This window comes from Streptomyces brasiliensis, assembly GCF_014647875.1.
Lineage (GTDB): Bacteria > Actinomycetota > Actinomycetes > Streptomycetales > Streptomycetaceae > Streptomyces > Streptomyces brasiliensis.
On the sequence record NZ_BMQA01000011.1, the window covers coordinates 192,474 to 215,682 of the forward strand.

Here is a 23,209-nt window from a genome sequence, read left to right on the forward strand (position 1 = left end):
GCAGGTGCGGCCGCGAGTTCGTTGTGGCTGGTCGCGCAGGTGGCCGCGCCCCTTCGGGGCGCTGCGCCGGCCGGGGTTTCCAGGTGCCCGAGGCACACTGGTCGTCGTAATGCCATCGCCCGGAGGGCCCCGTGCGCCGTCGTCTGATCCAGTCCACCCTCGCCGTCGTTCTCGTCGTGATCGCCGTGTTCGGTGTGTCGCTCGTCATCGTCGAGACGCGGACGATCAGCAACAGCGCGCAGGAGCGGGTCGACTCGGAGGCGTTGCGGCTCGCCAGCATCGTGGACAGCCGGATCCTCGGCGACGAGAACATCACCGCCGAGATACTGCGCAGCCAGGTCGGCGAGAACCAGTACGCCGTCATCCGCATGTCCGGCCGCCCGCCCATCGAGCTCGGCACCAGGCCGGAGGGGGACGTCATCCGCTCCAGCGCCGACGGAGAGGAAGGCGAGGGGGTCACCGTCGAGGAACCGCGCTCGTCCGTGACCCGTGAGGTCGGCCGCACCCTGCTGATCATCGGCGCGGTCGCGCTGCTCGCGGTGGTCGCCGCCGTCCTGCTCGCCGTACGCCAGGCGAACCGTCTCGCCTCCCCGCTGACCGACCTCGCCGAGACCGCCGAACGCCTCGGCTCCGGCGACCCGCGCCCCCGCCACAAGCGCTACGGCGTTCCCGAGCTGGACCGGGTCGCCGACGTCCTGGACTCCTCCGCCGAGCGCATCGCCCGCATGCTCACCGCCGAGCGCAGACTGGCCGCCGACGCCTCCCACCAGCTGCGCACGCCCCTCACCGCGCTGTCGATGCGCCTCGAGGAGATCACCCTCACCGACGACCCGGACACCGTGAAGGACGAGGCGAACGTCGCGCTGACGCAGGTGGAGCGGCTCACGGACGTCGTTGAACGGCTGCTGACGAACGCCCGCGACCCACGCACCGGCTCCGCCGTCTCCTTCGACCTCGACGAGGTCATCCAGCAGCAGCTCGCCGAGTGGCGCCCGGCCTACCGCAGCGCGGGCCGCGCGATCGTCAGCTCCGGCAAGCGGCATCTGCAGGCCGTGGGCACGCCCGGCGCGGTGGCGCAGGTGCTGGCGGCGCTGATCGAGAACTCGCTGATGCACGGCGGTGGCACGGTCGCCCTGCGCACCCGTGTCACCGGCAACCAGTCCGTCGTCGAGGTCACCGACGAGGGGCCCGGCGTCCCGGCCGACCTGGGCGCCCGGATCTTCGAGCGGACGATCAGCGGGCGCAACTCGACGGGCATCGGCCTCGCCGTCGCCCGGGACCTCGCGGAGGCGGACGGCGGCCGGCTGGAGCTGCTCCAGGCTCAGCCCCCGGTGTTCGGCCTGTTCCTGTCGCGGACACCACCGCTCAGGAAGCAGCAGGGCGACGACGACGCACCGATGGTGCGCTGAGGCCCCCCGCCCCGTCCCCCGCCTCAGGGGTTACAGGACCCGCTGCTGCGCGCTCGCCCGCTCGGGCTCCGCCGCCGGACAGGGCTCGGCACGGGTGACTGCCTCCCGGCCGGGCAGCGTGCGGAACACCCAGGTGCGGTACGACCAGAACCGGAACAGGGTCGCGAGGCCGATGCCCACCACCTTGAAGACGTTGCGCTGCAGGGAACTCTCCCAGTGCAGGCCGTAGATCGCGACGAACAGGATGCCGTTCTCGATGACCAGGCCGATCACGCTGAAGACCAGGAAGAGCGTCAGCTCGCGGGTCCGCGCGCTCTTGTCACGGTCCCGGTACGTGAAGTAACGGAAGCCCACGTAGTTGCAGGCGATGGCGACGACGGTGGCGATCACGTTGGCACGGACGGCCTGCAGGGTGGTCAGGTGCCACAGCAGATTGGAGACACCGAAATTGACGACGGTACCCACTGCGCCCACCGCGCCGAACTTGGCGATCTCGTGGACCAGCTTTCGCAACCCCGAGGAACCACGTTCCATGGTCGTGCAGTCCCCCGTCCGTAGGTTTTGTCCAACCCAGTCATGCTATCCATCCGGCTTCCGACGCGCCTGTGCGCGGGCTCACAGATCGGGAACAAGTCGGAAAGAGCAGCGGAAAAGCGGGGCAAGAGAGGGTGAAACCGTAGTAAGAACCGGTAAGAACCCTGCTCTAAGGCATGGAATCCGGCCGACCCGGCGTGGCCGATACCCTGGGGGCGTGACGTTCCCGGTAGTCGGCATGGTCGGCGGGGGTCAGCTCGCTCGTATGACACACGAGGCGGGCATCCCGTTGGGCATCAGGTTCAAGCTCCTCAGTGACACCCCTCAGGATTCCGCGGCGCAGGTCGTCAGCGATGTCGTCGTCGGCGACTATCGCGACCTCGACACGCTGCGCGAGTTCGCGCGCGGTTGTGACGTGATCACCTTCGATCACGAACACGTACCCACCGAGCACCTCCGCGCCCTGGAGGCGGACGGAATCCCCGTCCGCCCGGGCCCCGACGCGCTCGTGCACGCCCAGGACAAGGGCGTGATGCGCGCGAAGCTCGACGCGATCGGTGTGCCGTGCCCACGGCACCGGATCGTCGCCGACCCCGAGGACGTGGTCCGCTTCGCGGCCGAGGGCGACGGCTTCCCGGTCGTCCTCAAGACCGTCCGCGGCGGCTACGACGGCAAGGGCGTGTGGGTCGTGGAGACCGCGGAGGAGGCCAGCGACCCGTTCCGGGCCGGGGTCCCGGTGCTCGCCGAGGAGAAGATCGACTACGTCCGCGAGCTCGCGGCCAACGTCGTACGCTCGCCGCACGGCCAGGCCGTCGCCTATCCGGTCGTCGAGTCCCAGCAGGTGAACGGCGTCTGCGACACCGTGATCGCACCCGCCCCCGGCCTGGACGAGGACCTCGCCCTCAGGGCCGAGGAGATGGCGCTGCGCATAGCCAAGGAACTGGGCGTCGTCGGCCATCTCGCCGTCGAGCTGTTCGAGATCCGCAATGACGACGGATCTTCTGGTGTCCTCGTCAACGAACTCGCGATGCGCCCGCACAACTCCGGCCACTGGACCCAGGACGGCGCGATCACCTCGCAGTTCGCCAACCACGTCCGCGCCGTCCTCGACCTCCCGCTCGGCGACCCGCGCCCGCGCGCCCCGTGGACCGTCATGGTCAACGTCCTCGGCGGCGACTACCCCGACATGTACTCCGCGTACCTGCACTGCATGGCCCGCGATCCCAAGCTCAAGATCCACATGTACGGCAAGGACGTGAAGCCCGGCCGCAAGGTCGGCCACGTCAACACCTACGGCGACGACCTGGACGACGTCCTCGAGCGCGCACGTCACGCTGCCGGTTATCTGAGAGGCACGATCACCGAATGAGCCCAGTTGTAGGCATCGTCATGGGGTCGGACTCCGACTGGCCCGTCATGGAGGCCGCCGCCCAGGCCCTCGACGAGTTCGAGATCGCGTACGAGGTCGACGTCGTCTCCGCGCACCGCATGCCGCGCGAGATGATCGCGTACGGCGAGCAGGCCGCCGAGCGCGGCCTGAAGGCGATCATCGCGGGCGCCGGCGGCGCCGCGCACCTGCCGGGCATGCTCGCCTCCGTGACCCCCCTGCCGGTGATCGGCGTCCCCGTGCCGCTGAAGTACCTGGACGGCATGGACTCGCTCCTCTCCATCGTGCAGATGCCGGCCGGAGTCCCCGTCGCCACGGTCTCCGTCGGCGGTGCCCGCAACGCCGGTCTGCTCGCGGCCCGCATCCTCGCCGCGCACGACGAGGAACTCCTCGCCCGGATGCGCGACTTCCAGCAGGAGCTGAACGACCAGGCCACCGAGAAGGGGCGCCGGCTGCGCTCCAAGGTGGAGGGGTCGAACGGCTTCGGATTCGGGAAGTGACGGGTATGACTCCTCGGACCTCACCAGCCCCTCTCGATGAAGCCCGCGCCCTGCTGGGCGAGTTCCCGGTCGTCGACGGGCACAACGACCTTCCCTGGGCACTGCGCGAACAGGTCCGCTACGACCTCGACGCCCGCGACATCGCCACCCACCAGAACGCCCATCTCCACACCGACATCCCGCGGCTGCGCGAGGGCGGCGTCGGGGCGCAGTACTGGTCGGTGTACGTCCGTTCGGACCTGCCCGACGCGGTCCCGGCGACCCTCGAACAGATCGACTGCGTACGGCAGTTGATCGCCCGCTACCCCGCAGACCTGCGGGCCGCGCTGACCGCCGGCGACATGGAGGCGGCGCGCGCGGAGGGCCGTATCGCCTCGCTGATGGGCGCGGAGGGCGGCCACTCGATCGCGAACTCCCTGGCCACGCTGCGCGGTCTGTACGAGCTGGGCGTCCGCTACATGACGCTCACCCACAACGACAACATCGCCTGGGCGGACTCGGCGACGGACGTAGCGAACGTCGGGGGCCTGTCGGCGTTCGGCCGCGAGGTCGTCCGCGAGATGAACCGCCTCGGCATGCTCGTCGACCTCTCGCACGTGGCGGCGACGACGATGCGCGATGCCCTCGACACCACGTCCGCGCCGGTGATCTTCTCGCACTCCTCGTCCCGCGCGGTGTGCGACCACCCGCGCAACATCCCGGACGACGTACTGGAGCGCCTGCCCGCCAACGACGGCATGGCGATGGTGACCTTCGTACCGAAGTTCGTGCTCCAGGCGGCCGTGGACTGGACGGCCGCAGCCGACGACAACATGCGCGCGCGCGGCTTCCACCACCTCGACACGACCGCCGAGGCGATGAAGGTCCACCGCGCCTTCGAGGAGGAGAACCCGCGCCCGGTCGCGACGGTGTCGACGGTGGCCGACCACCTCGACCACATGCGCGAGGTCGCGGGCATCGACCACCTCGGCATCGGCGGCGACTACGACGGCACGGCCTTCACCCCGGACGGCCTGAACGACGTCTCCGGCTATCCGAACCTGATCGCGGAACTCCTCGACCGCGGCTGGTCGAAGCCCGACCTGGCCAAGCTGACCTGGCAGAACGCGGTACGGGTCCTGGGCGCGGCGGAGGACGTGGCCCGCGACCTGCGGGCGACCCGGGGTCCGTCCAACGCGACGCTGGAATCACTGGACGGCTGACAGGACCCTTTGTGGACAGGCGTCGGCAAGCCGGAACCGTTGAAGGGGAATCTGTCCGGCTGCTGGTCCCGGCGGATCGACGACGAGTACCGGCTCGTGTACCGGGCGGACGACAGGGAAGTGAAGATCCTCAAGGCCCGGTACCGCTACCACGACTGCCGCCGGCCGCCTCACTTCACGGATGCGCGATCCGGCACAGGCAGAACGGGTGCCCGGCCGGGTCCGCGTACACCTGGAAGTCCTTCTCCTCCCGGTCCTCCAGGTCCAGCGGGCGCGCGCCCAGGGCCAGCACGCGCGCGTGGGCCGCGTCGATCTCGTCCCAGGTCGCGCCGGCGTTGAAGTCGAGGTGGAACTGCTGGGCGTTGTCGCCCGCGCGCGGCCAGGCGGGCGGGCGATAGCCGGGCTCCCGGTTGAAGGCGAGCCGCGGCCCGTCCGGGATCTCGAGGACGACCCAGTCGTCGTCCTCGGCCTTGGGGACACCGCCCGCGACCGCTGCGTAGAAGCCGGCGAGCGCGAGCGGGTCGGGGCAGTCGAGCACGACCGAACGGAAACGGGCCACGGGTGCCATGGGTCCTCCTCGGTTCAGCGGGCGCGTGGATCTGTTCACGGGCACGCAGGTCTGTTCAGCAGGCGCACAGGCAGAACGGATGCCCCGCCGGGTCCGCGTACACACGCCAGGTGCGCGAGCGGTCTGCCGTGTCCAGCGGCCGCGCGCCCAGTTCCAGCACTCCCTTCTCCGCCGCGTCCAGATCCGCCACGGTCAGGTCCAGGTGGAACTGCTGCGAGCCGTCGGGCGCGGGCCACTTCGGCGGTACGAACCCGCGTGCGGCCTGGAAGGCGAGCGACTGGCCGCCGGGCACCCGCAGGTCGACCCACTCCGCGTCGCCCTCGACGGTGCCGCCCAGTACCCCGGCGTAGAAGGCCGCGAGCGCGCGCGGGTCGGGACAGTCCAGGACGACGACGCCGAGCTTGGCGAGAGCCATGACTTCCTCCTCGGGTTACCCATAAGAGGGTGCAGACGGTAACGGTTACTGCATGTTCCCGCACTGGAGGTAACGTCGCAAGCATGAGTGAGAGATCGCCCGCACCGGGAGGGCTGGCCCTGGTCGAGTCCCTGGTGAACACGCTGGACCTCGAGTCCGGCGCCGACACGCTCGACACGGCGGACGGCCGGGCGCGCTTCGGACTCACCGCGGACGAAGTGCCGTACGCCCGCGAACTGCGCGAGTCGCTGCGCGCCGCGCTGCTCGCGCACGCGGGCCATCCCCCGCACCGTTCGGTGACCCCGCTGGGCCGACTGCTGTCCGGCGCCCCGCTGTACGTGTCCGTCGACGAGGGCGACGGCTCGGCGACGCTCACGCCCACCGAGGACGGCCCCCTGCTCTTCCGCGTCGCCGCCGCCGTCGCCGAGGCGCTGGTCGCCGGGACCTGGCAGCGGCTGAAGGCGTGCGAGGCGGTCACCTGCCACTGGGCGTACTACGACCGCAGCCCGGCCGGCCGGGGTCGCTGGTGCTCGATGCAGGTGTGCGGTGCCCGGGCGAAGATGCGCCGCTACCGGGCCAAGGAAGCGTAAGGCGCGCCTGGTTCGGCACCCGGGTGGGGCAGAATGCGACAGGACACCGGTTCGGCCGACTGAGCCTCGGCCGAACCGGTGTCGCCTTCTCGGGGTCAAGCCCCGGGTGCCTCGGCCGGTGCCGGGAGCCCGGCCGTGCGGCCCTTCGGCGCACCCTCCGGCTCAGGCGGTCGGGCGGCCCATCGCGCGGTACGTCCAGCCCGCCCGGCGCCAGACCTCCGGGTCGAGGGCGTTGCGGCCGTCGAGGATCAGCTTCGCCGCCGCCTCCTCGCCCAGCACCGCCGGGTCCAGCTCGCGGAACTCCCGCCACTCGGTGAGATGCAGGACCACGTCGGCGCCGCGGACGGCGTCGAGGGCCGTGGGCGCGTAACCGAGGGTCGGGAAGACGCGGCGGGCGTTGTCCATGCCCTTCGGGTCGTACACCGTGACCTGGCCACCCTGGAGGTGTATCTGGCCCGCCACGTTGAGCGCGGGCGAGTCACGCACGTCGTCCGAGTCCGGCTTGAAGGCGGCGCCGAGGACCGCGACCCGCTTGCCCAGGAACGAGCCGCCGCCCAGCGCCTCGCGGGCCATCTCGACCATCTGGCCGCGGCGGCGCATGTTGATGGAGTCGATCTCGCGCAGAAAGGTCAGCGCCTGGTCCGCGCCCAGCTCGCCCGCCCGCGCCATGAACGCCCGGATGTCCTTCGGCAGACAGCCGCCGCCGAAACCGATCCCGGCCCGCAGGAACTTCTTGCCGATCCGGTCGTCGTAGCCGATCGCCTCGGCCAGCTTGGCGACGTCGCCGCCCGCGGCCTCGCACACCTCCGCCATCGCGTTGATGAAGGAGATCTTGGTGGCCAGGAAGGAGTTGGCGGACGTCTTCACCAGCTCGGCCGTCGGGAAGTCGGTCACCACGAACGGCGTGCCCTCACCGACTGGTGTCGCGTACACCTCGCGCAGCAGCTTCTCCGCCCGCTCGCTGCGGACGCCGACCACGATCCGGTCCGGGTGCAGCGTGTCCTCGACGGCGAAGCCCTCGCGCAGGAACTCCGGGTTCCAGGCCAGCTCGGCGTCGGTCCCGGCGGGCGCGTGCTCGGCCAGGCAGGCGGCCAGCCGGTCCGCGGAGCCGACGGGCACGGTGGACTTGCCGACGACCAGCGCGGGACCGGTCAGATGGGGGGCCAGCGAGGCGAAGGCGGCGTCGACGTACGACATGTCCGCCGCGTACTCGCCGTGCTTCTGCGGAGTGTTCACGCACACGAAGTGCACGTCGCCGAACTCGGCCGCCTCGGCCCAGTCCAGGGTGAACCGCAGCCGTCCCGAGGAACCCTCGAGCCCTTCCACGTGCCGGCTCAGCAGCTCCTCCAGCCCGGGCTCGTACATCGGGACCTCGCCCCGCTTGAGCATCGCGATCTTCTCGGGTACGACGTCCAGGCCCAGCACCTCGAACCCCAGCTCGGCCATGGCCGCGGCGTGCGTGGCGCCGAGATAGCCGGTGCCGATCACGGTGATCTTGAGGCTCATGGGTGCTCCAAGGGGATACGACGGGGATGCGAGGCAGAGCATAGTCGGGGCATGCCGCGGCCTTCTGGCGGGCAACTTTCCCGCTGTCGCCAAGCTCACAGAGGCCTGCCGTGGGCAGGCCTCTAAAATTTGAGTTACTTAACGGTAATTAGCGTCATTGCCGCGTCGGAATCACTGCGTTTTTGGAGCGTGAGAGACCTTGGCCGGATCGGCTGACTTCGACCTGTACCGCCCCGCCGAGGAGCACGACATGCTCCGCGACGCCGTCCGCTCGCTGGCCGAGGCGAAGATCGCGCCGTACGCCGCCGCGGTGGACGAGGAGGCGCGCTTCCCGCAGGAGGCGCTGGACGCGCTGGTCGCGAACGACCTGCACGCCGTGCACGTGCCCGAGGAGTACGGCGGCGCGGGCGCGGACGCGCTGGCCACGGTGATCGTGATCGAGGAGGTGGCGCGCGTCTGCGTCTCCTCGTCCCTCATCCCTGCGGTGAACAAGCTGGGCTCGCTGCCGGTGATCCTGTCCGGCTCCGAGGACCTGAAGAAGAAGTACCTGGCGCCGCTGGCCAAGGGCGACGGGCTGTTCTCGTACTGCCTCTCGGAGCCGGAGGCGGGCTCGGACGCGGCCGGCATGAGGACGAGGGCGGTGCGCGACGGCGACCACTGGATACTCAACGGCGTGAAGCGCTGGATCACGAACGCCGGCGTCTCCGAGTACTACACGGTGATGGCCGTGACCGACCCCGAGAAGCGCTCGAAGGGCATCAGCGCCTTCGTCGTCGAGAAGTCGGACGCGGGCGTCTCCTTCGGCGCCCCGGAGAAGAAGCTCGGCGTCAAGGGCTCGCCGACCCGTGAGGTCTACTTCGACAACGTGCGCATCCCGGCCGACCGGATGATCGGCGCGGAGGGCACCGGCTTCGCCACGGCGATGAAGACGCTGGACCACACCCGCATCACGATCGCCGCCCAGGCGCTGGGCGTGGCGCAGGGCGCCTTCGACTACGCGAAGGGATACGTCCAGGAGCGAAAGCAGTTCGGCAAGCCGATCGCGGACTTCCAGGGCATCCAGTTCATGCTCGCCGACATGGCGATGAAGATCGAGGCGGCCCGGCAGCTGACCTACGCGGCGGCGGCCAAGTCCGAACGCGGCGACAGCGACCTGACCTTCCAGGGCGCGGCGGCCAAGTGCTTCGCCTCCGACGTGGCGATGGAGGTCACCACGGACGCGGTCCAGCTCCTCGGCGGCTACGGCTACACCCGTGACTACCCGGTCGAACGCATGATGCGCGACGCCAAGATCACGCAGATCTACGAGGGCACGAACCAGGTCCAGCGCATCGTGATGGCCCGGAACCTCCCCTAGCGGGGTCTTTGCAGGTCAGAGACGACGTGAAGCCGTCTCGGGTACAGCCCTCGGCACAGAATGCCGGGGGCTGTTGCCGTCCGTCGAGGAGGGCTCGGCGGTTGCTCGAACAAAGGTTCCTCGGCATCCGGCGATCATTGATACGGTCCCGGCATGGCTGAAGCGCAGGGATCGTCGAGTGGCCCGGTCACCGCGGCCGATGTGGAGCACGCCGTGCGGTTGGCGCTCGCCACCCTGCGCGGGGCGGCCGCCGCGGACTGGGGTGTCAGGGCCGGTTCCCTGGAGTGGGACTGCTGGGAGACCGTCGAGCACCTCGCCGACGACCTGCTCTCGTACGCCGCCCAACTGAGCCCGGCGAACCCGCCGCTCGACACCCACGTCCCGTTCGCGTGGAGCCGTAAGAGGCCCGGCGGCCCGGCGAACGCCGTCTTCGCGGACCGCGACGCCGGTCCCGCCGGTCTGCTCCAGGTACTGGATGCCAGTGGCGGCCTGCTCGCCGCGATCGTCCGTACGACCCCGCCCACGGCCCGGGCACACCACGTCTTCGGCCGGGCCGACCCCGAGGGCTTCGCCGCGATGGGCGTCGTGGAGACCCTGGTGCACATCCACGACGTCGCCGAGGGCCTGGGCCTCGACTGGACGCCGCCCGCCGACTTGTGCGACCGAGTGCTGACCCGGCTCTTCCCCGACGCTCCGGCCGGCACCGACCGCTGGCCGACCCTCCTCTGGGCCACCGGCCGCGCGGAACTCCCCGGTCGGCCGCGTCTCACCTCGTGGCGCTGGTACGGCACGCCCCGCGCCGACGGCAGGCCGTAGCGGACCGGCATGCCACGAGGCGGGGGCGGTCTCCGTGCTCCCCGGATGGCAGGTCCCGGCGGACCGGCGTAGGACGGAAGCACACGGGGCCCGCCCAGGGCCCCTCTCCCTCTCAGGAGGAGCCGTGACCCAGCCCGGAACCATGAGCGCCATGAGTAAGGAGATGCAGGACGCCGTCCAGGCGTGCATGACCTGCCACACGACGTGCGAAGAGACCATGAGCGCCTGCATGTCCATGGGCGGTCAGCCCCAGATGCAGATCATGCGCGCGCTCATGGACTGTTCCGACATGACGCGGATGTGCGCCGACATGATGATGCGGCGCTCGCCGATGTCGGCCGAGATGTGCGCGATGTGCGCCAAGGTCTGTGACATGTGCGCGGAGGCGTGTATGTCCGTACCCGACGACCCCCAGCTGATGCGCTGCGCGGACTCCTGTCGCCGCGGCGCTGAGATGTGCCGCGCGATGGCGGGCGCGAGGATGTGACGCCTGCCTGACGGCACTCGAGGGCACCCCCGTCCTCGGGGGTGCCCTCGACCGTGTGCCGGGCCTCGGCGGTACTGGCCGCCGCGACGGCCTAGTTGCCGGAGACCGTGACCGTCTCGTCGTTCTTCAGCTCGTTCACCAGCGTCTTGACCTTCGCCTTGTCCCAGATGAGGTTGCCGCCGGCGGAGCCGGAGACCGGCATGTTCATGGACTTGCCGTCGCCACCGCTGACGCCCTTCATCGCCCAGAACATGGACGCCAGGTCCCACAGGGACATGTCCTTGTCGACGGTCAGCGAGTCCAGGCCCGCGCTCATCGTCGGGTAGAGCTTGAAGGGGTTCAGGACCGTCGACGGCGTGGCCACCTGATGGGCCAGGGCCGACAGGAACTTCTGCTGGTTCTTCGTACGCTGCAGGTCGGACGTGGCGAAGGCGTGCCGCGTACGGACGAAGGCCAGCGCCTGCTCACCGTTCAGCGTCTGCTTGCCCGCCTTGAAGTCGGCGCCCGAGTACTTGTCCTTGAAGCCCTGGTCGAGAGTCATGTCGACCCCGCCGACCGCGTCCACGATGTTCGCGAAGCCCGCGAAGCCGATCTCGACGTAGTGGTCGATGTGCAGGCCGGTGTTGAACTCGACGGTGCGCACGAGGAGGGTCGGACCGTCCTCGGCGTACGCCGCGTTGAGCTTCGTGTGCCGGCCCTGGCCCGGGTAGACCTTCCCGGACGTCGACCCCTTGTACGACGGGATCTCCACGTCCGAGTCGCGTGGCAGCGAGATCAGCGTGTCCCCGTTGCCGCCGACGTGCAGGATCATCATCGAGTCGGTGCGCTGGCCCTCGGCGGAGCCGGTGTGCAGCTTCTTCTTGTCCTCGGCCGACATGCCCTTGCGGCTGTCGGAGCCGACGATCAGGTAGTTGGTGCCCTGACCGGTCTCAGGGCGGTCGATGACCTTGGACAGGTCGACGTCGCGATGGAGCTTGGAGTCGGCCCAGAAGTAGGTCGCGACGGATGTGACGATCAACACGGTGACGAGAGTGAGCACCGTCACCTTTATCCGGCGCCGCCAGTTGGGGCGCGCCCGGTAGCCCGCGTACTCCGGATCGGGGTCGTCGTCGTTGGGTACGAAGCCGCCGCCCCGGCCACCGCCGTAGACCTGGCCGTCGCTGTACCCGCTGTCGTACCCCTGTGCGTCGCCGTAGTCGTCGTAGCCCTGGCCACCGCCGTAACCGGGCTGCTGCGGTACCCCGCCGTACGGCGGCGCCGACGGACGGCCGTTGCCGTAGCCGCCGCCCTGCCCGTACCCGCCACCCTGTCCGGGCGCGGCTCCCGGACCGCGTCGTACCTGTCGCATCACGCGGGCGCCCTCGGGCTGCGCGCTGGCGCTGCCGCGGCCGTAACGGTTGCCGCGGTTGTCGTCGGACCATCCCTCGGGCCATTCATTCATGTGGCCCAGTGTGCAGGGCGAGGCCGTGTGTCTTACAAGAGCCGTCGGAAAATCAGAGCGCCGCTGTTGCGAACCCGACACAAAGTCCTCGAATGTCGCTTCGACATAAGGTGGAGGCCATGACAGACCAGGAGCTCGCAGCGGAGTCCGATATTCCGGGCAAGCCGACGTCCGCCTCGCGTACCACTCTCAGCCACATCATGACCCACAGCGACACCAATCTTCTGGGCACGGTGCACGGCGGCGTGATCATGAAACTGGTCGACGACGCGGCGGGCGCGGTGGCCGGCCGGCACAGCGGAGGGCCCGCCGTGACCGCGTCCATGGACGAGATGGCGTTCCTGGAGCCGGTCCGGGTGGGCGACCTGGTCCATGTGAAGGCACAGGTCAACTGGACCGGCCGGACCTCGATGGAGATCGGCGTACGAGTCCTCGCCGAACGCTGGAACGAGTCGGCCCCCGCGACCCAGGTCGGCTCGGCCTACCTGGTCTTCACGGCGGTGGACGCCGACGGCAAGCCGCGCCGGGTCCCTCCGGTCATGCCCGAGACGGAACGTGACGAACGCCGCTGCCAGGAGGCCCAGATCCGCCGCACCCACCGCCTGGCCCGCCGTCGGGCCATCCGCGAACTGCGCGAGAAGCGCGCGGCGAACGGCCAGGAGGAGTAGGCGCTCCGCTGCGGGCGCCGTGATGGGCCACCGGTTCGCTGCGGGTCCGTCGTGGCCGGTCGCGCCGGCGCGGCGGAGCCGCCTGTCGATACAGCCCCGCGCCCCTTCGGCGCTCAACCCGCCGCCGTGTTTCCCCGGCACACCGCCTCGTCCCCCCGCATCACCGTGGCCTGGCTCTCCGGTGGGTCCTCGGCCTTGACCTTGCGTACCGCGTGGAAGTCCGAGCCCGCGATCACCTTGAGCAGCGGCCCCTGACCGCGTGCCGCGCGCAGTTCGCTGCCCGGCAGGGCCGCCTCCAGAGTCTTGGCCGAGCGGTCCCAGCGGGGGTCGTAGAGGATGACCGTCCGCCGTACGTCGCGGTCCTCAGACGTCGTCGGCTGCTGGGTGGTGGCGAAGCCGGCCGCGGCCAGGGCCGAGTCGATGCGCCTGGCGAGGCCCGACGTGCCGGTGCCGTTCTCGACCTGCACCCGGACCTGCTGCGGCGCCACGTCCACGGGTACGGCCGGGGCGCGCGGCGGGCGCTTCACGGTCAGCGGCCGGTCGTCGCGCAGGGCTTCGAAGAGCTTCGCCGACTTGACCGGGTCCCACTTCAGCGTGGAACCGATGCCCTTCACCGCGTATCCCATCTTGCCGATCGGGACCGTCGTGAACTCGGACGAGGAGGGGGAGAAGTTCCGCATCGCCCGACCGAGGTCCAGCAGTTCGTCCGTGCCGAAGCCCTTGTCCGCACGCACCGACCCGAGCACCGCCCGCGTCACGTCCCGGAACCGCATCGGGTTGAACAGCATCCCGGACGACGTCGCCCGGTCGATCAGCGCCGCCAGGAACCGCTGCTGGCGCTTCATCCGGCCCAGGTCGCTCGCTCCGTCGACGTGCCGCGAGCGGACGAACTGCAGCGCCTCGCCGCCCATCAGCGTGTGCGTGCCCGCCGGGAGGTCGAGACCGGTGTAGGAGTCCTTCATCGGCGCGACGGTGCAGATCCTGACGCCGCCGAGCACGTCCACGGTCTTCATGAAGCTGATGAAGTCGACCTCCAGATAGTGGTCGATCTTCACATGGGTCATGTTCTCGACCGTCCGCACGGTCAGCTGCGGCCCGCCCTCCGCGTACGCCGCGTTGATCTTGATCGGGTGCGGTCCGTGGTGTGCTCCGGTCGTCTCGTCGACGTGCTCGGGCACCTCGGCGTACGAGTCGCGCGGCAGGCTCACCACGCTGGCCCGCTCCCGGTCCTCCGAGATGTGCACGATCATCATCGTGTCGGTGCAGTGGCAGGGCGCCCCGCCCAGCCGGTACTTCCGCCGCTCCCGCTCGTTGATCCGGTCCCGGCCGTCGGTGCCGACCAGCAGGACGTTCATGCCGTGGCCCGCCTGCGGGCGGTTCTTCATGTCCTTGAAGGGATCGATCCGGGCGATGTCGGCGTCCAGGCTCGTCACGACCGCGTGCCCGATCCCGGCCGAGGCCAGCACCACCACCGACAGCGTGGTCACCGCCCGCATGGCCCAGCGCGGCCGTTTGCGCCGTACGGGTACGGGCGGCCGCTGTGCTCTCCGTGGCTGCGGCGGCCGGGGGCGGCGCTGCGGCCGGGCGGGGGAGCGGGGCGGCGTGGCGGGCATGGCAACCTCCGGGCCTGGGGCCCCTGGGGCCGTACGTGGGATCGTGAGCACCGTAGGCCCATACGATCTCCAGCCCGCGGCAGCGGCCCGGCGGGGCGCACCAGTGTCCCCCGTTCGCGGTAACGTGGGCGCCCTATGAACGCCAAGCCCGACGTGCGGCTCCCCGCTGTTTCTGTGATCATGCCCGTCCTCAACGAGGAGCGGCATCTGCGCGGCGCCGTCCAAGCGATCCTCGCGCAGGAGTACGCCGGCGACATGGAGGTCGTGATCGCCCTCGGTCCGTCCACGGACCACACGGACGAGATCGCCGCCCAGCTCGTGGCCGAAGACCCCCGCGTGCACACCGTCCCCAATCCGACCGGCCGTACGCCCGCCGCGCTGAACGCCGCGATCAAGGCGTCCCGGCACCCGGTCGTCGTCCGCGTCGACGGCCACGGCATGCTCTCGCCGAACTACATCGCCACCGCGGTACGGCTCCTGGAGGAGACCGGCGCGCAGAACGTCGGCGGCATCATGCACGCCGAGGGCGAGAACGACTGGGAGCACGCGGTCGCCGCCGCGATGACCTCGAAGATCGGCGTCGGCAACGCGGCCTTCCACACGGGCGGCGGGGCGGGCGAGGCCGAGACCGTGTACCTGGGCGTCTTCCGCCGCGAGGCCCTTGAACAACAGGGCGGCTACAACGAGGAGTTCATCCGCGCCCAGGACTGGGAGCTGAACTTCCGCATCCGTGAGGCGGGCGGGCTGATCTGGTTCTCGCCGGAGCTGAAGGTGTCGTACCGCCCGAGGCCCTCCGTGCGCGCCCTCGCCAAGCAGTACAAGGACTACGGCCGCTGGCGGCACGTCGTCGCCCGCTACCACGAGGGCTCCATCAACCTCCGCTACCTCGCCCCGCCGACGGCGGTGTGCGCGATGGCCGCCGGCATCGTGGTCGGAGCCGCACTGACGCCGTGGGGCTTCGTCGTCCCGGGCCTCTACCTCGCGGCGATCGCCGCCGGTTCGGTCCCCGCGGGCAAGGGGCTGCCCCTCAAGGCCCGCCTCCGGATCCCGGTCGCCCTCGCGACGATGCACATGTCGTGGGGCTGGGGCTTCCTGACGAGCCCGAAGTCGCTGGCGAGGAAGGTCATCGCGTCGCGGCGGCCCGCGGTGGTCGCCGCCCGCTGACGCGGGTCCGGCCGAACGAGAACGGGCCCCTCCCGCGCGGGAGGGGCCCGTTCTCGGTTCTCGTTCCTCGCTACCACTGGTACGGCTTGTACACGTCCATGCACTGGTTCTTGTCCGAGCCGTTGATGGCGTCCGCGTTGCCGGGCAGGTCCCCGGCCTTCGGCGCCGACTCCTTCGGATAGGCCGTGCCCTCGCGCCAGTCGGCGCCCACGACGACGGTGACCCCCGACACGTCGGTCGACTGCTTCACCGAACCCAGCGGAATCCCCAGCGACTTGGCGACGGCCTGGGCGTCACCTTCCAGATCCGCGCTCGGGTACCGCACGACGGTCCGGTCCTCGGCCAGCGCCGCCGTCGTGTCGGCCGCCGCACGCGCGTAGCCCTGCCGCACGAGCACCTGGCTGATCGCTTTCGCCCGCCCGGGGACGGGGGGCTGGGTGGAGCTGCGGGTGGCGTTCTGCACCAGCACGCCGAGCCTGTCGGCCGGCGTGGAGGGGGACTTGGCCGCCGTCTCGACGGTGTCCGTCTTCTTCTTGCCCGACGGGTTCGCGTCGCCGTTCTTGTCGAACGGCACGTCGTCGCGGAGCATCTGCCACATCTTCTCGGCATTGGCACCGTCGGGTACGACGTGGTTCCGGTTCTGGCTGTCCTCGACCCAGGGCATCGTCGTCATTGTGATCCGGTCCGTCGGCACCGACTTGAGCTGCATGCTCAGGTCGTACAGCTTCTTGACCGTGCCGATCTCATCGGACACCGACAGGGACTTCGTGGCCGCCTCGGCCAGGCCCATCAGCCGCCCGCTGTCGGTGAAGACGTTCTGCCGCTTCAGCGTCCGGATCATCGAGTTCAGGTACATGTGCTGGGCCCGTGCCCGCAGCGGGTCGCTGCCCCAGGCGTGCCGGGTGCGCAGCCACTGGAGGGCCTGCTTGCCCTTGATGTTCGTCGTTCCGGCCTTCAGCTTCAGGCCCGAGCCGCCGGGCACGCCGGGCAGCGGCCGGTCCCACACGTTCTGGTTCACGCACACGTCGACGCCGCCGATGGCGTCCGCCATATCCACGACACCCGCGAAGTCGATCGTCATCCAGTGGTCGATGTAGACCCCGGTGAGGTTCTCCCAGGTGGTCAGTGTGCAGCCCGCCCCGCCGCGTGCCAGCGACTCGTTGATGATGTTGTTGGTCGCCGCGTACGTCTGCTTGCTGACAGGATCCGTGCACTTGGGGATGTCGACCCGGGTGTCGCGCGGGATGCTCACCACGGCGGCGCTCTTGCGGTCCGCGGACAGGTGGATGAGCATCTGCACGTCGCCGAGGGGCGGGTTGCCGCGGTTGTCCCTGCTGCCGCCCAGCTTCACGTTCTCGTCGGAGTTACGGCTGTCGGAGCCGATCAGCAGGATGTTCACCGGCGTCTGCCCGGCGGCGTTGGGCCGGGCCTTCCTCGCCTTGGAGTCGCCGATGCTGCGCTGGCCCTTCTGGATGTTGCCGTTGAGGTGCCGGTAGTAGAGATAGCCGGCCCCCGCCGTACCCAGTATCACCACCGCCAGAACCGTCGCCGACCAGCGCAGGACGCGCCGTCTGCGCCGTCGCCGGTCGCCCTTCGGACCGCCTCCGCGTCCTTTGCCGCCGGGCCGCCCGTCCCCCTCGGCCGTCTTCCGGTCCCGCGGCACCAGCGACATCGTGTCGTCGACCGCCGGTGCCTCCCCCCGCACACTGCTCTGCGCCAAATTCCCCAGCCTCCCCACCCTGCGCCTCACACGGGCCCCTCCCGCGTCTGTTAGACGCTTGAGGGGCCCGTGGGGTTACCTGCCTCAAGAGGCGCACTTCACCTTGTCTGCCGTGGACTTGTCCACATCCGGCGCCTTCGTCGGAGCGGTCAAGGACACCCCCGCGCCCTTGAAGTCCTTGCCCAGGGTCAGCGTCATCGCCGGCAGCCCCTGGGAGTTGGTCACGCTTTCGCCCGGCTTCAGCGCCGATCCCGCGAGCCCCATGATCGCGGCCAGCCTGCGTGCCTGGTCCGCCTGGTCGGGCGCGTACTCGAGCGTCGTCTTGGCGAGTTCCGCGTCGGCGTTACCCCCGTTCTCCGACTTGAGGACGCCCTCGTCGTTCTGCAGCCACTGGAGCGTCTCCTGTGCGCTGCCTGCGGGGGCCCCGCCGTTGAGGATGCGGACGCGCACCTCGGAGGCGTCGGCCTTGGTGCCCTTGAGACGGGCGGCCGCCGCGTCCTTCGATGCCTTGGCCTTCTTCTTCACGTCGGTGAAGGACACGTCGTTCTTGATGGCGTCGAAGACCGCGGGCGCCTTCGTCTCGTTGAGGACGACGGTCGCCTTGACCTTCTCCGCGGGGTTGTCTATCACCGGCACCGTGGTGAAGGTCAGGTTCTTGGTGTTGAGCTTGCCCAGCTCCAGGCCGAGGTCCTTCAGCTTGCCGATGCTGTCGATCTGTGAGTCGACGGTCAGCGCCTTCGTGCCTGCCTCCGCCAGCTTCAGCATCTTCGAGGGGCTGCTGAGCGTGTCGTTGGACTTCAGCTTGCGCATCAGTGCGCTCAGGAACTGCTGTTGCAAGGCGATCCGGCTCAGGTCGCCGCCGAAACCGACGGAGTGCCGGGTGCGGACGAAGGCGAGTGCCTGTTCACCGGAGATGTTGTGGGTGCCCTTCGACAGCTTCAGATGGGAGTCCCGGTCGTCGATGTCCTTGGCCAGACAGACGTCGACACCGCCGACCGCCGAGGTGAGCGTCTTGACCGCATTGAAGTCGGCCACCATGAAGTCGTCCGGCTTGATGCCGGTCAGCTCGGTGACCGTGCGCGCGGTGCAGCTCGGCGTACGGCCGTCCTGGCCGAGGCTGGTGTTGAAGCGGACGCCGCTCGTGCCGGGGATGACCTTCGTGGTGCCGTCCTCCTGCTGTGTGGGGCAGTCCGGGACATCCACGATCAGGTCGCGCGGGATGCTCAGCGCCGTGGCGTTCGACCGGTCCTTGGAAACGTGCAGCAGGATGTTGGTGTCGGCGTGTCCGACGCTGCCCTGGTCGCCGTAGCCCTCGTTGCCCTTGCCGGTGCGCTTGTCGGTGCCGATCAGCAGGATGTTGATCGCATGGTCCTTGCGGAAGCCACCGGTGCTCGCGCCGTCGTCGGAGACGGAACTGATGTTGTCGTTGAGGTGCTTGATGTAGAGGTAACCGGCCGCCGAGACCGCGACCAGCACGAAAGCCATGGTCCCGCCGGTCCACAGCAGCACCTTCTTCGCCTTCGTGTTCTTCTTCACCGGCCGCCGGCCACGCCGCCCCGGCGGGGGCTCCGGCTCCACCCGGCGCCTGCGCTGCGCCGGCACCTCCCGGCCCGGTGTCCGGCCCGTCTCACGTCCGGGTGCTCCCGCACGGTCGCGCGGGGCGCCGCCGGGATTCCGGGGGCGGGATCTGCGCGGCCCGGGGACCGGCGATTGCGGTACGGAGGGACTCAGTCGCAGTTCGTATTCGCCGGTGTTCGGATTGAGCACCCACTGGTCTGCGGGGTCGATGTTGTCCGCCCGCCCACGGCCTTGCGCGTCCACGGTTGTCCGAATCCTCCGTCGGGGCCACGCGGCGCCTTCCCCCTCAAAGGCGCTCGGATCACGGTGAAACAGTGCACGGCCCCAGGAAGGAACCTCGTGGCGTGGTGCACCGGATCGCTCACACTATCCGCCCAGTTCAGCGTCAAGCGACGCCCGTGACAAATTCCACGTCCCTACAACTGGGCAATCCCCCTCATATTCCTGAACGGAAGTTCGTCGGCTTGAGGTGCGCTTTACCGGCAGTTGTCGTCGGCGGCGGTGTTGCCGCGGAACGTAAGGGCAGACGAAGGGTCGTTCTTGTGGCCTGAATTGCCGCTTTTACTGCCTGATTCCCGCTCAGTGGCATTCGTGACCTTCACCGGCTTGTCGGCGCGCAGCAGTGCGAACAGTTTCTCGGCCTCGGGCTCCACGAGCTGGTCGCGATTCGCGTTGTAGACGTACGACTCCCGCGGAACCGTGAGGAACTGCACATGGTTCGTGGGGATGTTCCGCAGCCCCCGTACCAACTGGTACAAGCCGCGCAGACTGGCCAGGTCCGGATCAGTCGTGAGCGACGAGGTGGCCGCGTTCAGCACCGGATAGAGCCGCATCGGGTTCAGCAGAACGTCCTCACTGCGCACCTTGTCGACGAGCGCGCCGAGGAGCCGCTGCTGCCGGTCCATGCGATCGGTGTCGCTGCCGTTGCCGAGCGTCTCCCGGGCCCGTACATAGCCGAGCGCCTGTTCGCCGTCGAGCGTGACCCGCCCCGCGGGCAGCCTCAGCTTGGCGGCCTTGTCGTTGACGGGCTTGGCCAGACACACCTCGACCCCGTCGACGGAGTCGACCATCTGCTTGAAGCCGCTGAAGTCGACCACGACGTGATGGTCGACCCGTACGTTCGTCAGCTTCTCGACGGTACGGATGGTGCATGCCGAACCGCCCGTCTCGAAGGCGTAGTTGAGCATGGCGAACGTGGGCTCGCTGCGGCTGCCGTCCGGCCGCCGGCAGCTCGGCACGTCGACCATGAGATCGCGGGGGAGGGAGACCGCGGTGGCGCTGCGCCGGTTGGCGGCCAGGTGCAGCAGGATCGTGGTGTCGGACCGCTCGGTGCCCGAGTCCTTCCCGTACTTGCGGTTGCCGGTGCCCGCACGGGTGTCGGACCCGATCAGCAGGATGTTCTGCGCCCCGCGCACCAGGGCCGTGGGCCGCTCCCGCTCATACCGTGCGAGCTCGGCCGCGGCGGCCTCGTCGGCGGTGATGTTCCCACTGAGCTTCGCGTACACGGCCCACCCGGCCCCCCCGGTCAGGAGAACGAGCGCGCCGGCCCCGAGGGCGGCCCCGCGTGTCCACCGCCCCCGACGCCGCCGTATGAGCCCGTCACCCGTGGCGGAGGCGCCCGCACCCGAGGTGGCGTTCATGGCGGTACCCCCATGGCGTACAAGCGGGTCGTCCTGCTCCTACGACGATGACCCGAAAGGGGGAGGGAGGGCGGCTGGTGTTACTCCATTCGGGTGACTGTCGGCGACGCGGGGCTGTATCGATGTGCGGCTCAGCCGCGTGGCGCGAGCAACCACAAGGAACCCGCAGCCGCCACCCGGCACGCCCTTCACCGGCGCACAGACGTAACCCGCTCACTCTCCACCCGCTTGGCCAGCGCATCCTCACCCAACTGCGCAAGATGCCGGCACAACACCACCGACCCCCCGACGGCGAGCGGCGAGAACAACCCCGCGCTCAGCCCCTCCCACGTGTCGTACGGCAGCGCGGAGAGCAACCTGGACCCGGGCCCGGTCAAGTCCAGCGACGGCGCATCCGCGCGCGCCCGGTCGACGACCTCCGCTCCCGTGTACTCCGCCCCGGCCACGATCAGCGCCGGTGCCTCCGGGTCGACCGGCGTGTACGGAGTGAAGCGGTCGCCGTGGCTCGGGACCGCGACGGCGTAGTCGGTGTAGCCCGCCGGCGGGGCCGGGAAGCGGCGGCCGAGCGGGGCCAGCGACAGCGCGTACCGGTCCCCGTGGCTGGCCAGCCCCGCGTCGAACTGCCCCGGCCCGGCCACGACGAAGTCCGCGTGAGCGGGGTCGCCGGCCACGTCCGCGACCACGCCCACCGAGGAGCACGCCAGCAGCCACACCGCCGTCTGCCAGTGCGCGGGCAGCAGCAGCGCGAGCCGGTCGCCGGGCTGGGCGGACGCCTCGTCCTGGAGCAGGTTCGCCGTCTTGGCCACCCAATTGGCGAAGGTGGCCACGGACAATTCGACACGTTCGCCCGTGGCGTCGTCGTAGAAGGTCACCAGGGGGCGTGCGGGATCCGCGGCGAGCGCGGAACGCAGCAGGTCGGCAGGGGTGCGATCGGTGGCGTTCACCCGCGCAAGCGTACGCCGCCGGGGGGCCGAGCACCGGGCGGCGGGGCCACCGGTTCGGCGGAACGGCAGCCGACGGTCCGTCAACTCCCCGATGGCAGGCATGCATGTATATGCCCAAGATCAGTGGCATGCGTGGATTCGGATTCCTTACTTCCTCGATCGGTGCTTCCTCGGTCGGTGTCACGTGCGCGGCCGCCCTGGCACTCCCACTGGCCCTGCCCGCAGCCGCCGTGCCCGTACGGCCGGCGCCGGCCACGGACCGGGCCACGAACAGCGTCGGACTCGGCGCCGCGCCAGCCCTCGCCGGCAGTACCCGGTCACTGCCCCTCGTCCCCCTCACCCATGAGCGCGTCCACGGCGTCGCTCCCGAACAGGGCCTGTACCGCCAGGGCGTTCGCCACTTCTCCCTCGTCGGCGTCATCTGGGACAACCCCGGTACGCAACTCCACGGCCAGGTCCAGGTCCGCACCCGCTCCGTCGCCACCGGCAAGTGGTCCGGCTGGCAGGACGTCGAGACGCACAACGCCGACCACGGGGCCGACCCCGGCACGGCGGAGAGCACCTCGGGCCGCGTGCGCGGCGCGACCGCGCCGCTGTGGGTCGGCGAGTCGGACGGCGTGGAGGTCCGCGTCCGCGCCGACACCGAAGTCACCACCGGAGACGGCCGTACGACCCCCACGTCCGCACCCCTCCCCTCGGGTCTGCGGCTGGAACTCGTCGACCCCGGCGCGGAGCGTCCGCCCGCCGGCTCACCGGCCGACGCCTCCCGCACCGGCGGCGGCATGGACGAGGCCGAGCTCTCCGTCTCGGCCGTCAACGCCGACCTCGCGCCCCTCGGCGCCGCCGAGATCCAGGCCCTCGACAAGAAGGGCACGGAACGGGAGTTGCTCACCCTGCGTGCCGACCAGGTGTCCGGGGCCCAGCAGGCGAAGCCGTACATCGGACCGCGTCCGCGCATCGTGACGCGGCGTGGCTGGGGCGCGGACGAGAAGCTGCGCGAACGGGGCTTCGTCTACACCAAGACGGTCAAGGCGGCCTTCGTGCACCACACGGCCTCGGGCAACAAGTACACCTGTTCCCAGGCCCCGTCCGTCATCCGCGGTATCTACCGCTACCACGTCAAGAGCATGGGCTGGCGGGACATCGGCTACAACTTCGTTGTCGACAAGTGCGGAAACATCTACGAGGGCCGGGCCGGTGGCGTGACCAAGGCGGTCATGGGCGCCCACACCCTCGGCTTCAACTCGGACAGCATGGGCATCGCGGTGATCGGCACGTTCAACTCGGCCAAGCCGCCTGCCGCCTCCGTGACGGCCATCGCCAAGCTCACCGCGTGGAAGCTCGGGCTCTTCGGCGCCAATCCGAAGGGCAAGACATATCTGAAGTCGGGCGGTGGCAATCTCTACCCAAAGGGGAAGAACGTACGACTGAACGTGATCTCCGGTCATCGGGACGGCTACGCCACGGACTGCCCGGGCAAGAAGCTCTACTCCAAGCTCGGATCGGCCCGTTCCACCGCGGCGCGCTACCAGGGGCGCTGAGACCGGGGCGCGTTCATCGCCGTCGGGAGACAACCGGGGGAACCGCGCGCGGCAATCGCGTGACATCGCGGGACACCGCGCGGCCGTCGAGGGCGCCGTCGGACGGTCTGCATACACTGGCCGGCCGAA

General features: G+C 70.0%; 21 protein-coding genes and 1 pseudogene. 12 read left to right on the plus strand and 10 right to left on the minus strand.

Annotation, left to right across the window (positions count from 1 at the left end; translation table 11 throughout):
• The first annotated feature begins 131 nt into the window (after nt 1–131).
• Entirely contained in the window at nt 132–1,409 is a 1,278-nt protein-coding gene (locus tag IEZ19_RS19620) for a sensor histidine kinase (RefSeq protein ID WP_189312510.1), read from the plus strand.
• A gap of 30 nt (nt 1,410–1,439) precedes the next feature.
• Here the strand turns inward: IEZ19_RS19620 and IEZ19_RS19625 are convergent, their stop codons facing one another.
• Entirely contained in the window at nt 1,440–1,943 is a 504-nt protein-coding gene (locus IEZ19_RS19625) for a GtrA family protein (RefSeq protein WP_189312511.1), read from the minus strand.
• A 217-nt stretch (nt 1,944–2,160) separates the two neighbouring features.
• Between IEZ19_RS19625 and IEZ19_RS19630 the strand changes: the two genes are divergently transcribed.
• The 4 genes and pseudogenes from IEZ19_RS19630 to IEZ19_RS50775 all read left to right on the plus strand — a co-directional run.
• Nucleotides 2,161–3,312 carry a 5-(carboxyamino)imidazole ribonucleotide synthase gene (locus IEZ19_RS19630; RefSeq protein WP_189312512.1) on the plus strand — a complete coding sequence of 384 codons (1,152 nt, stop codon included), beginning with the start codon at nt 2,161–2,163 and terminating at the stop codon, nt 3,310–3,312.
• 20 nt (nt 3,313–3,332) lie between these two features.
• Nucleotides 3,333–3,830, plus strand: coding sequence for a 5-(carboxyamino)imidazole ribonucleotide mutase (gene purE / locus IEZ19_RS19635; protein ID WP_189312562.1), 498 nt, complete (start codon nt 3,333–3,335; stop codon nt 3,828–3,830).
• 5 nt (nt 3,831–3,835) lie between these two features.
• A complete protein-coding gene (locus tag IEZ19_RS19640; RefSeq protein WP_189312513.1) occupies nt 3,836–5,032 on the plus strand; it encodes a dipeptidase in 1,197 nt (398 codons plus the stop codon).
• Nucleotides 5,033–5,182: pseudogene (locus tag IEZ19_RS50775) on the plus strand (Txe/YoeB family addiction module toxin); the annotation flags it as partial.
• Nucleotides 5,183–5,207: 25 nt separating this feature from the next.
• On the opposite strand, the gene IEZ19_RS19650 reads toward IEZ19_RS50775, so the two are convergent.
• Complete coding sequence (locus IEZ19_RS19650; protein ID WP_189312514.1) at nt 5,208–5,600, minus strand: VOC family protein; 393 nt, start codon at nt 5,598–5,600, stop codon at nt 5,208–5,210.
• 55 nt (nt 5,601–5,655) lie between these two features.
• Nucleotides 5,656–6,015 carry a VOC family protein gene (locus tag IEZ19_RS19655; RefSeq protein ID WP_189312515.1) on the minus strand — a complete coding sequence of 120 codons (360 nt, stop codon included), beginning with the start codon at nt 6,013–6,015 and terminating at the stop codon, nt 5,656–5,658.
• An 83-nt stretch (nt 6,016–6,098) separates the two neighbouring features.
• On the opposite strand from IEZ19_RS19655, the gene IEZ19_RS19660 reads away from it, so the two are divergent.
• Nucleotides 6,099–6,605 carry a CGNR zinc finger domain-containing protein gene (locus tag IEZ19_RS19660; protein ID WP_189312516.1) on the plus strand — a complete coding sequence of 169 codons (507 nt, stop codon included), beginning with the start codon at nt 6,099–6,101 and terminating at the stop codon, nt 6,603–6,605.
• Between the two features lie 162 nt (nt 6,606–6,767).
• Here IEZ19_RS19660 and IEZ19_RS19665 read toward each other — a convergent pair whose 3' ends face one another.
• Nucleotides 6,768–8,111, minus strand: a complete 1,344-nt coding sequence (locus IEZ19_RS19665; RefSeq protein WP_189312517.1) for a UDP-glucose dehydrogenase family protein — start codon at nt 8,109–8,111, stop codon at nt 6,768–6,770.
• Between the two features lie 199 nt (nt 8,112–8,310).
• Between IEZ19_RS19665 and IEZ19_RS19670 the strand changes: the two genes are divergently transcribed.
• The 3 genes from IEZ19_RS19670 (at nt 8,311) to IEZ19_RS19680 (ending at nt 10,771) form a co-directional block, all read left to right on the plus strand.
• Complete coding sequence (locus IEZ19_RS19670) at nt 8,311–9,468, plus strand: acyl-CoA dehydrogenase (RefSeq protein WP_189312518.1); 1,158 nt, start codon at nt 8,311–8,313, stop codon at nt 9,466–9,468.
• Nucleotides 9,469–9,621: 153 nt separating this feature from the next.
• Nucleotides 9,622–10,284 carry a hypothetical protein gene (locus tag IEZ19_RS19675; RefSeq protein ID WP_189312519.1) on the plus strand — a complete coding sequence of 221 codons (663 nt, stop codon included), beginning with the start codon at nt 9,622–9,624 and terminating at the stop codon, nt 10,282–10,284.
• A gap of 142 nt (nt 10,285–10,426) precedes the next feature.
• Entirely contained in the window at nt 10,427–10,771 is a 345-nt protein-coding gene (locus IEZ19_RS19680) for a four-helix bundle copper-binding protein (RefSeq protein WP_373297012.1), read from the plus strand.
• Between the two features lie 91 nt (nt 10,772–10,862).
• Here the strand turns inward: IEZ19_RS19680 and IEZ19_RS19685 are convergent, their stop codons facing one another.
• A complete protein-coding gene (locus IEZ19_RS19685) occupies nt 10,863–12,212 on the minus strand; it encodes an LCP family protein (RefSeq protein ID WP_189312521.1) in 1,350 nt (449 codons plus the stop codon).
• A 119-nt stretch (nt 12,213–12,331) separates the two neighbouring features.
• Here IEZ19_RS19685 and IEZ19_RS19690 point away from each other — a divergent pair, with 119 nt between their 5' ends.
• The gene (locus IEZ19_RS19690; RefSeq protein ID WP_373297009.1) at nt 12,332–12,880 is read left to right on the plus strand and encodes an acyl-CoA thioesterase; all 549 of its coding nucleotides are present in this window, start codon (nt 12,332–12,334) and stop codon (nt 12,878–12,880) included.
• A gap of 113 nt (nt 12,881–12,993) precedes the next feature.
• Here the strand turns inward: IEZ19_RS19690 and IEZ19_RS19695 are convergent, their stop codons facing one another.
• Entirely contained in the window at nt 12,994–14,493 is a 1,500-nt protein-coding gene (locus IEZ19_RS19695) for an LCP family protein (protein WP_189312523.1), read from the minus strand.
• Nucleotides 14,494–14,628: 135 nt separating this feature from the next.
• On the opposite strand from IEZ19_RS19695, the gene IEZ19_RS19700 reads away from it, so the two are divergent.
• The gene (locus IEZ19_RS19700; RefSeq protein WP_189312524.1) at nt 14,629–15,657 is read left to right on the plus strand and encodes a glycosyltransferase family 2 protein; all 1,029 of its coding nucleotides are present in this window, start codon (nt 14,629–14,631) and stop codon (nt 15,655–15,657) included.
• Between the two features lie 70 nt (nt 15,658–15,727).
• On the opposite strand, the gene IEZ19_RS19705 is transcribed toward IEZ19_RS19700, so the two are convergent.
• From IEZ19_RS19705 to IEZ19_RS19720, 4 genes are all read right to left on the minus strand, one after another.
• The gene (locus tag IEZ19_RS19705; protein WP_189312563.1) at nt 15,728–17,329 is read right to left on the minus strand and encodes an LCP family protein; all 1,602 of its coding nucleotides are present in this window, start codon (nt 17,327–17,329) and stop codon (nt 15,728–15,730) included.
• 132 nt (nt 17,330–17,461) lie between these two features.
• Nucleotides 17,462–19,198, minus strand: coding sequence for an LCP family protein (locus tag IEZ19_RS19710; protein WP_189312525.1), 1,737 nt, complete (start codon nt 19,196–19,198; stop codon nt 17,462–17,464).
• 233 nt (nt 19,199–19,431) lie between these two features.
• Entirely contained in the window at nt 19,432–20,595 is a 1,164-nt protein-coding gene (locus IEZ19_RS19715) for an LCP family protein (RefSeq protein ID WP_189312526.1), read from the minus strand.
• Between the two features lie 188 nt (nt 20,596–20,783).
• Nucleotides 20,784–21,539 (minus strand): TIGR03089 family protein, encoded by a 756-nt coding sequence (locus IEZ19_RS19720; RefSeq protein ID WP_189312527.1) that lies wholly within the window; start codon nt 21,537–21,539, stop codon nt 20,784–20,786.
• Nucleotides 21,540–21,649: 110 nt separating this feature from the next.
• Between IEZ19_RS19720 and IEZ19_RS19725 the strand changes: the two genes are divergently transcribed.
• Complete coding sequence (locus IEZ19_RS19725; RefSeq protein ID WP_189312528.1) at nt 21,650–23,080, plus strand: peptidoglycan recognition protein family protein; 1,431 nt, start codon at nt 21,650–21,652, stop codon at nt 23,078–23,080.
• Nucleotides 23,081–23,209 lie beyond the last annotated feature (129 nt).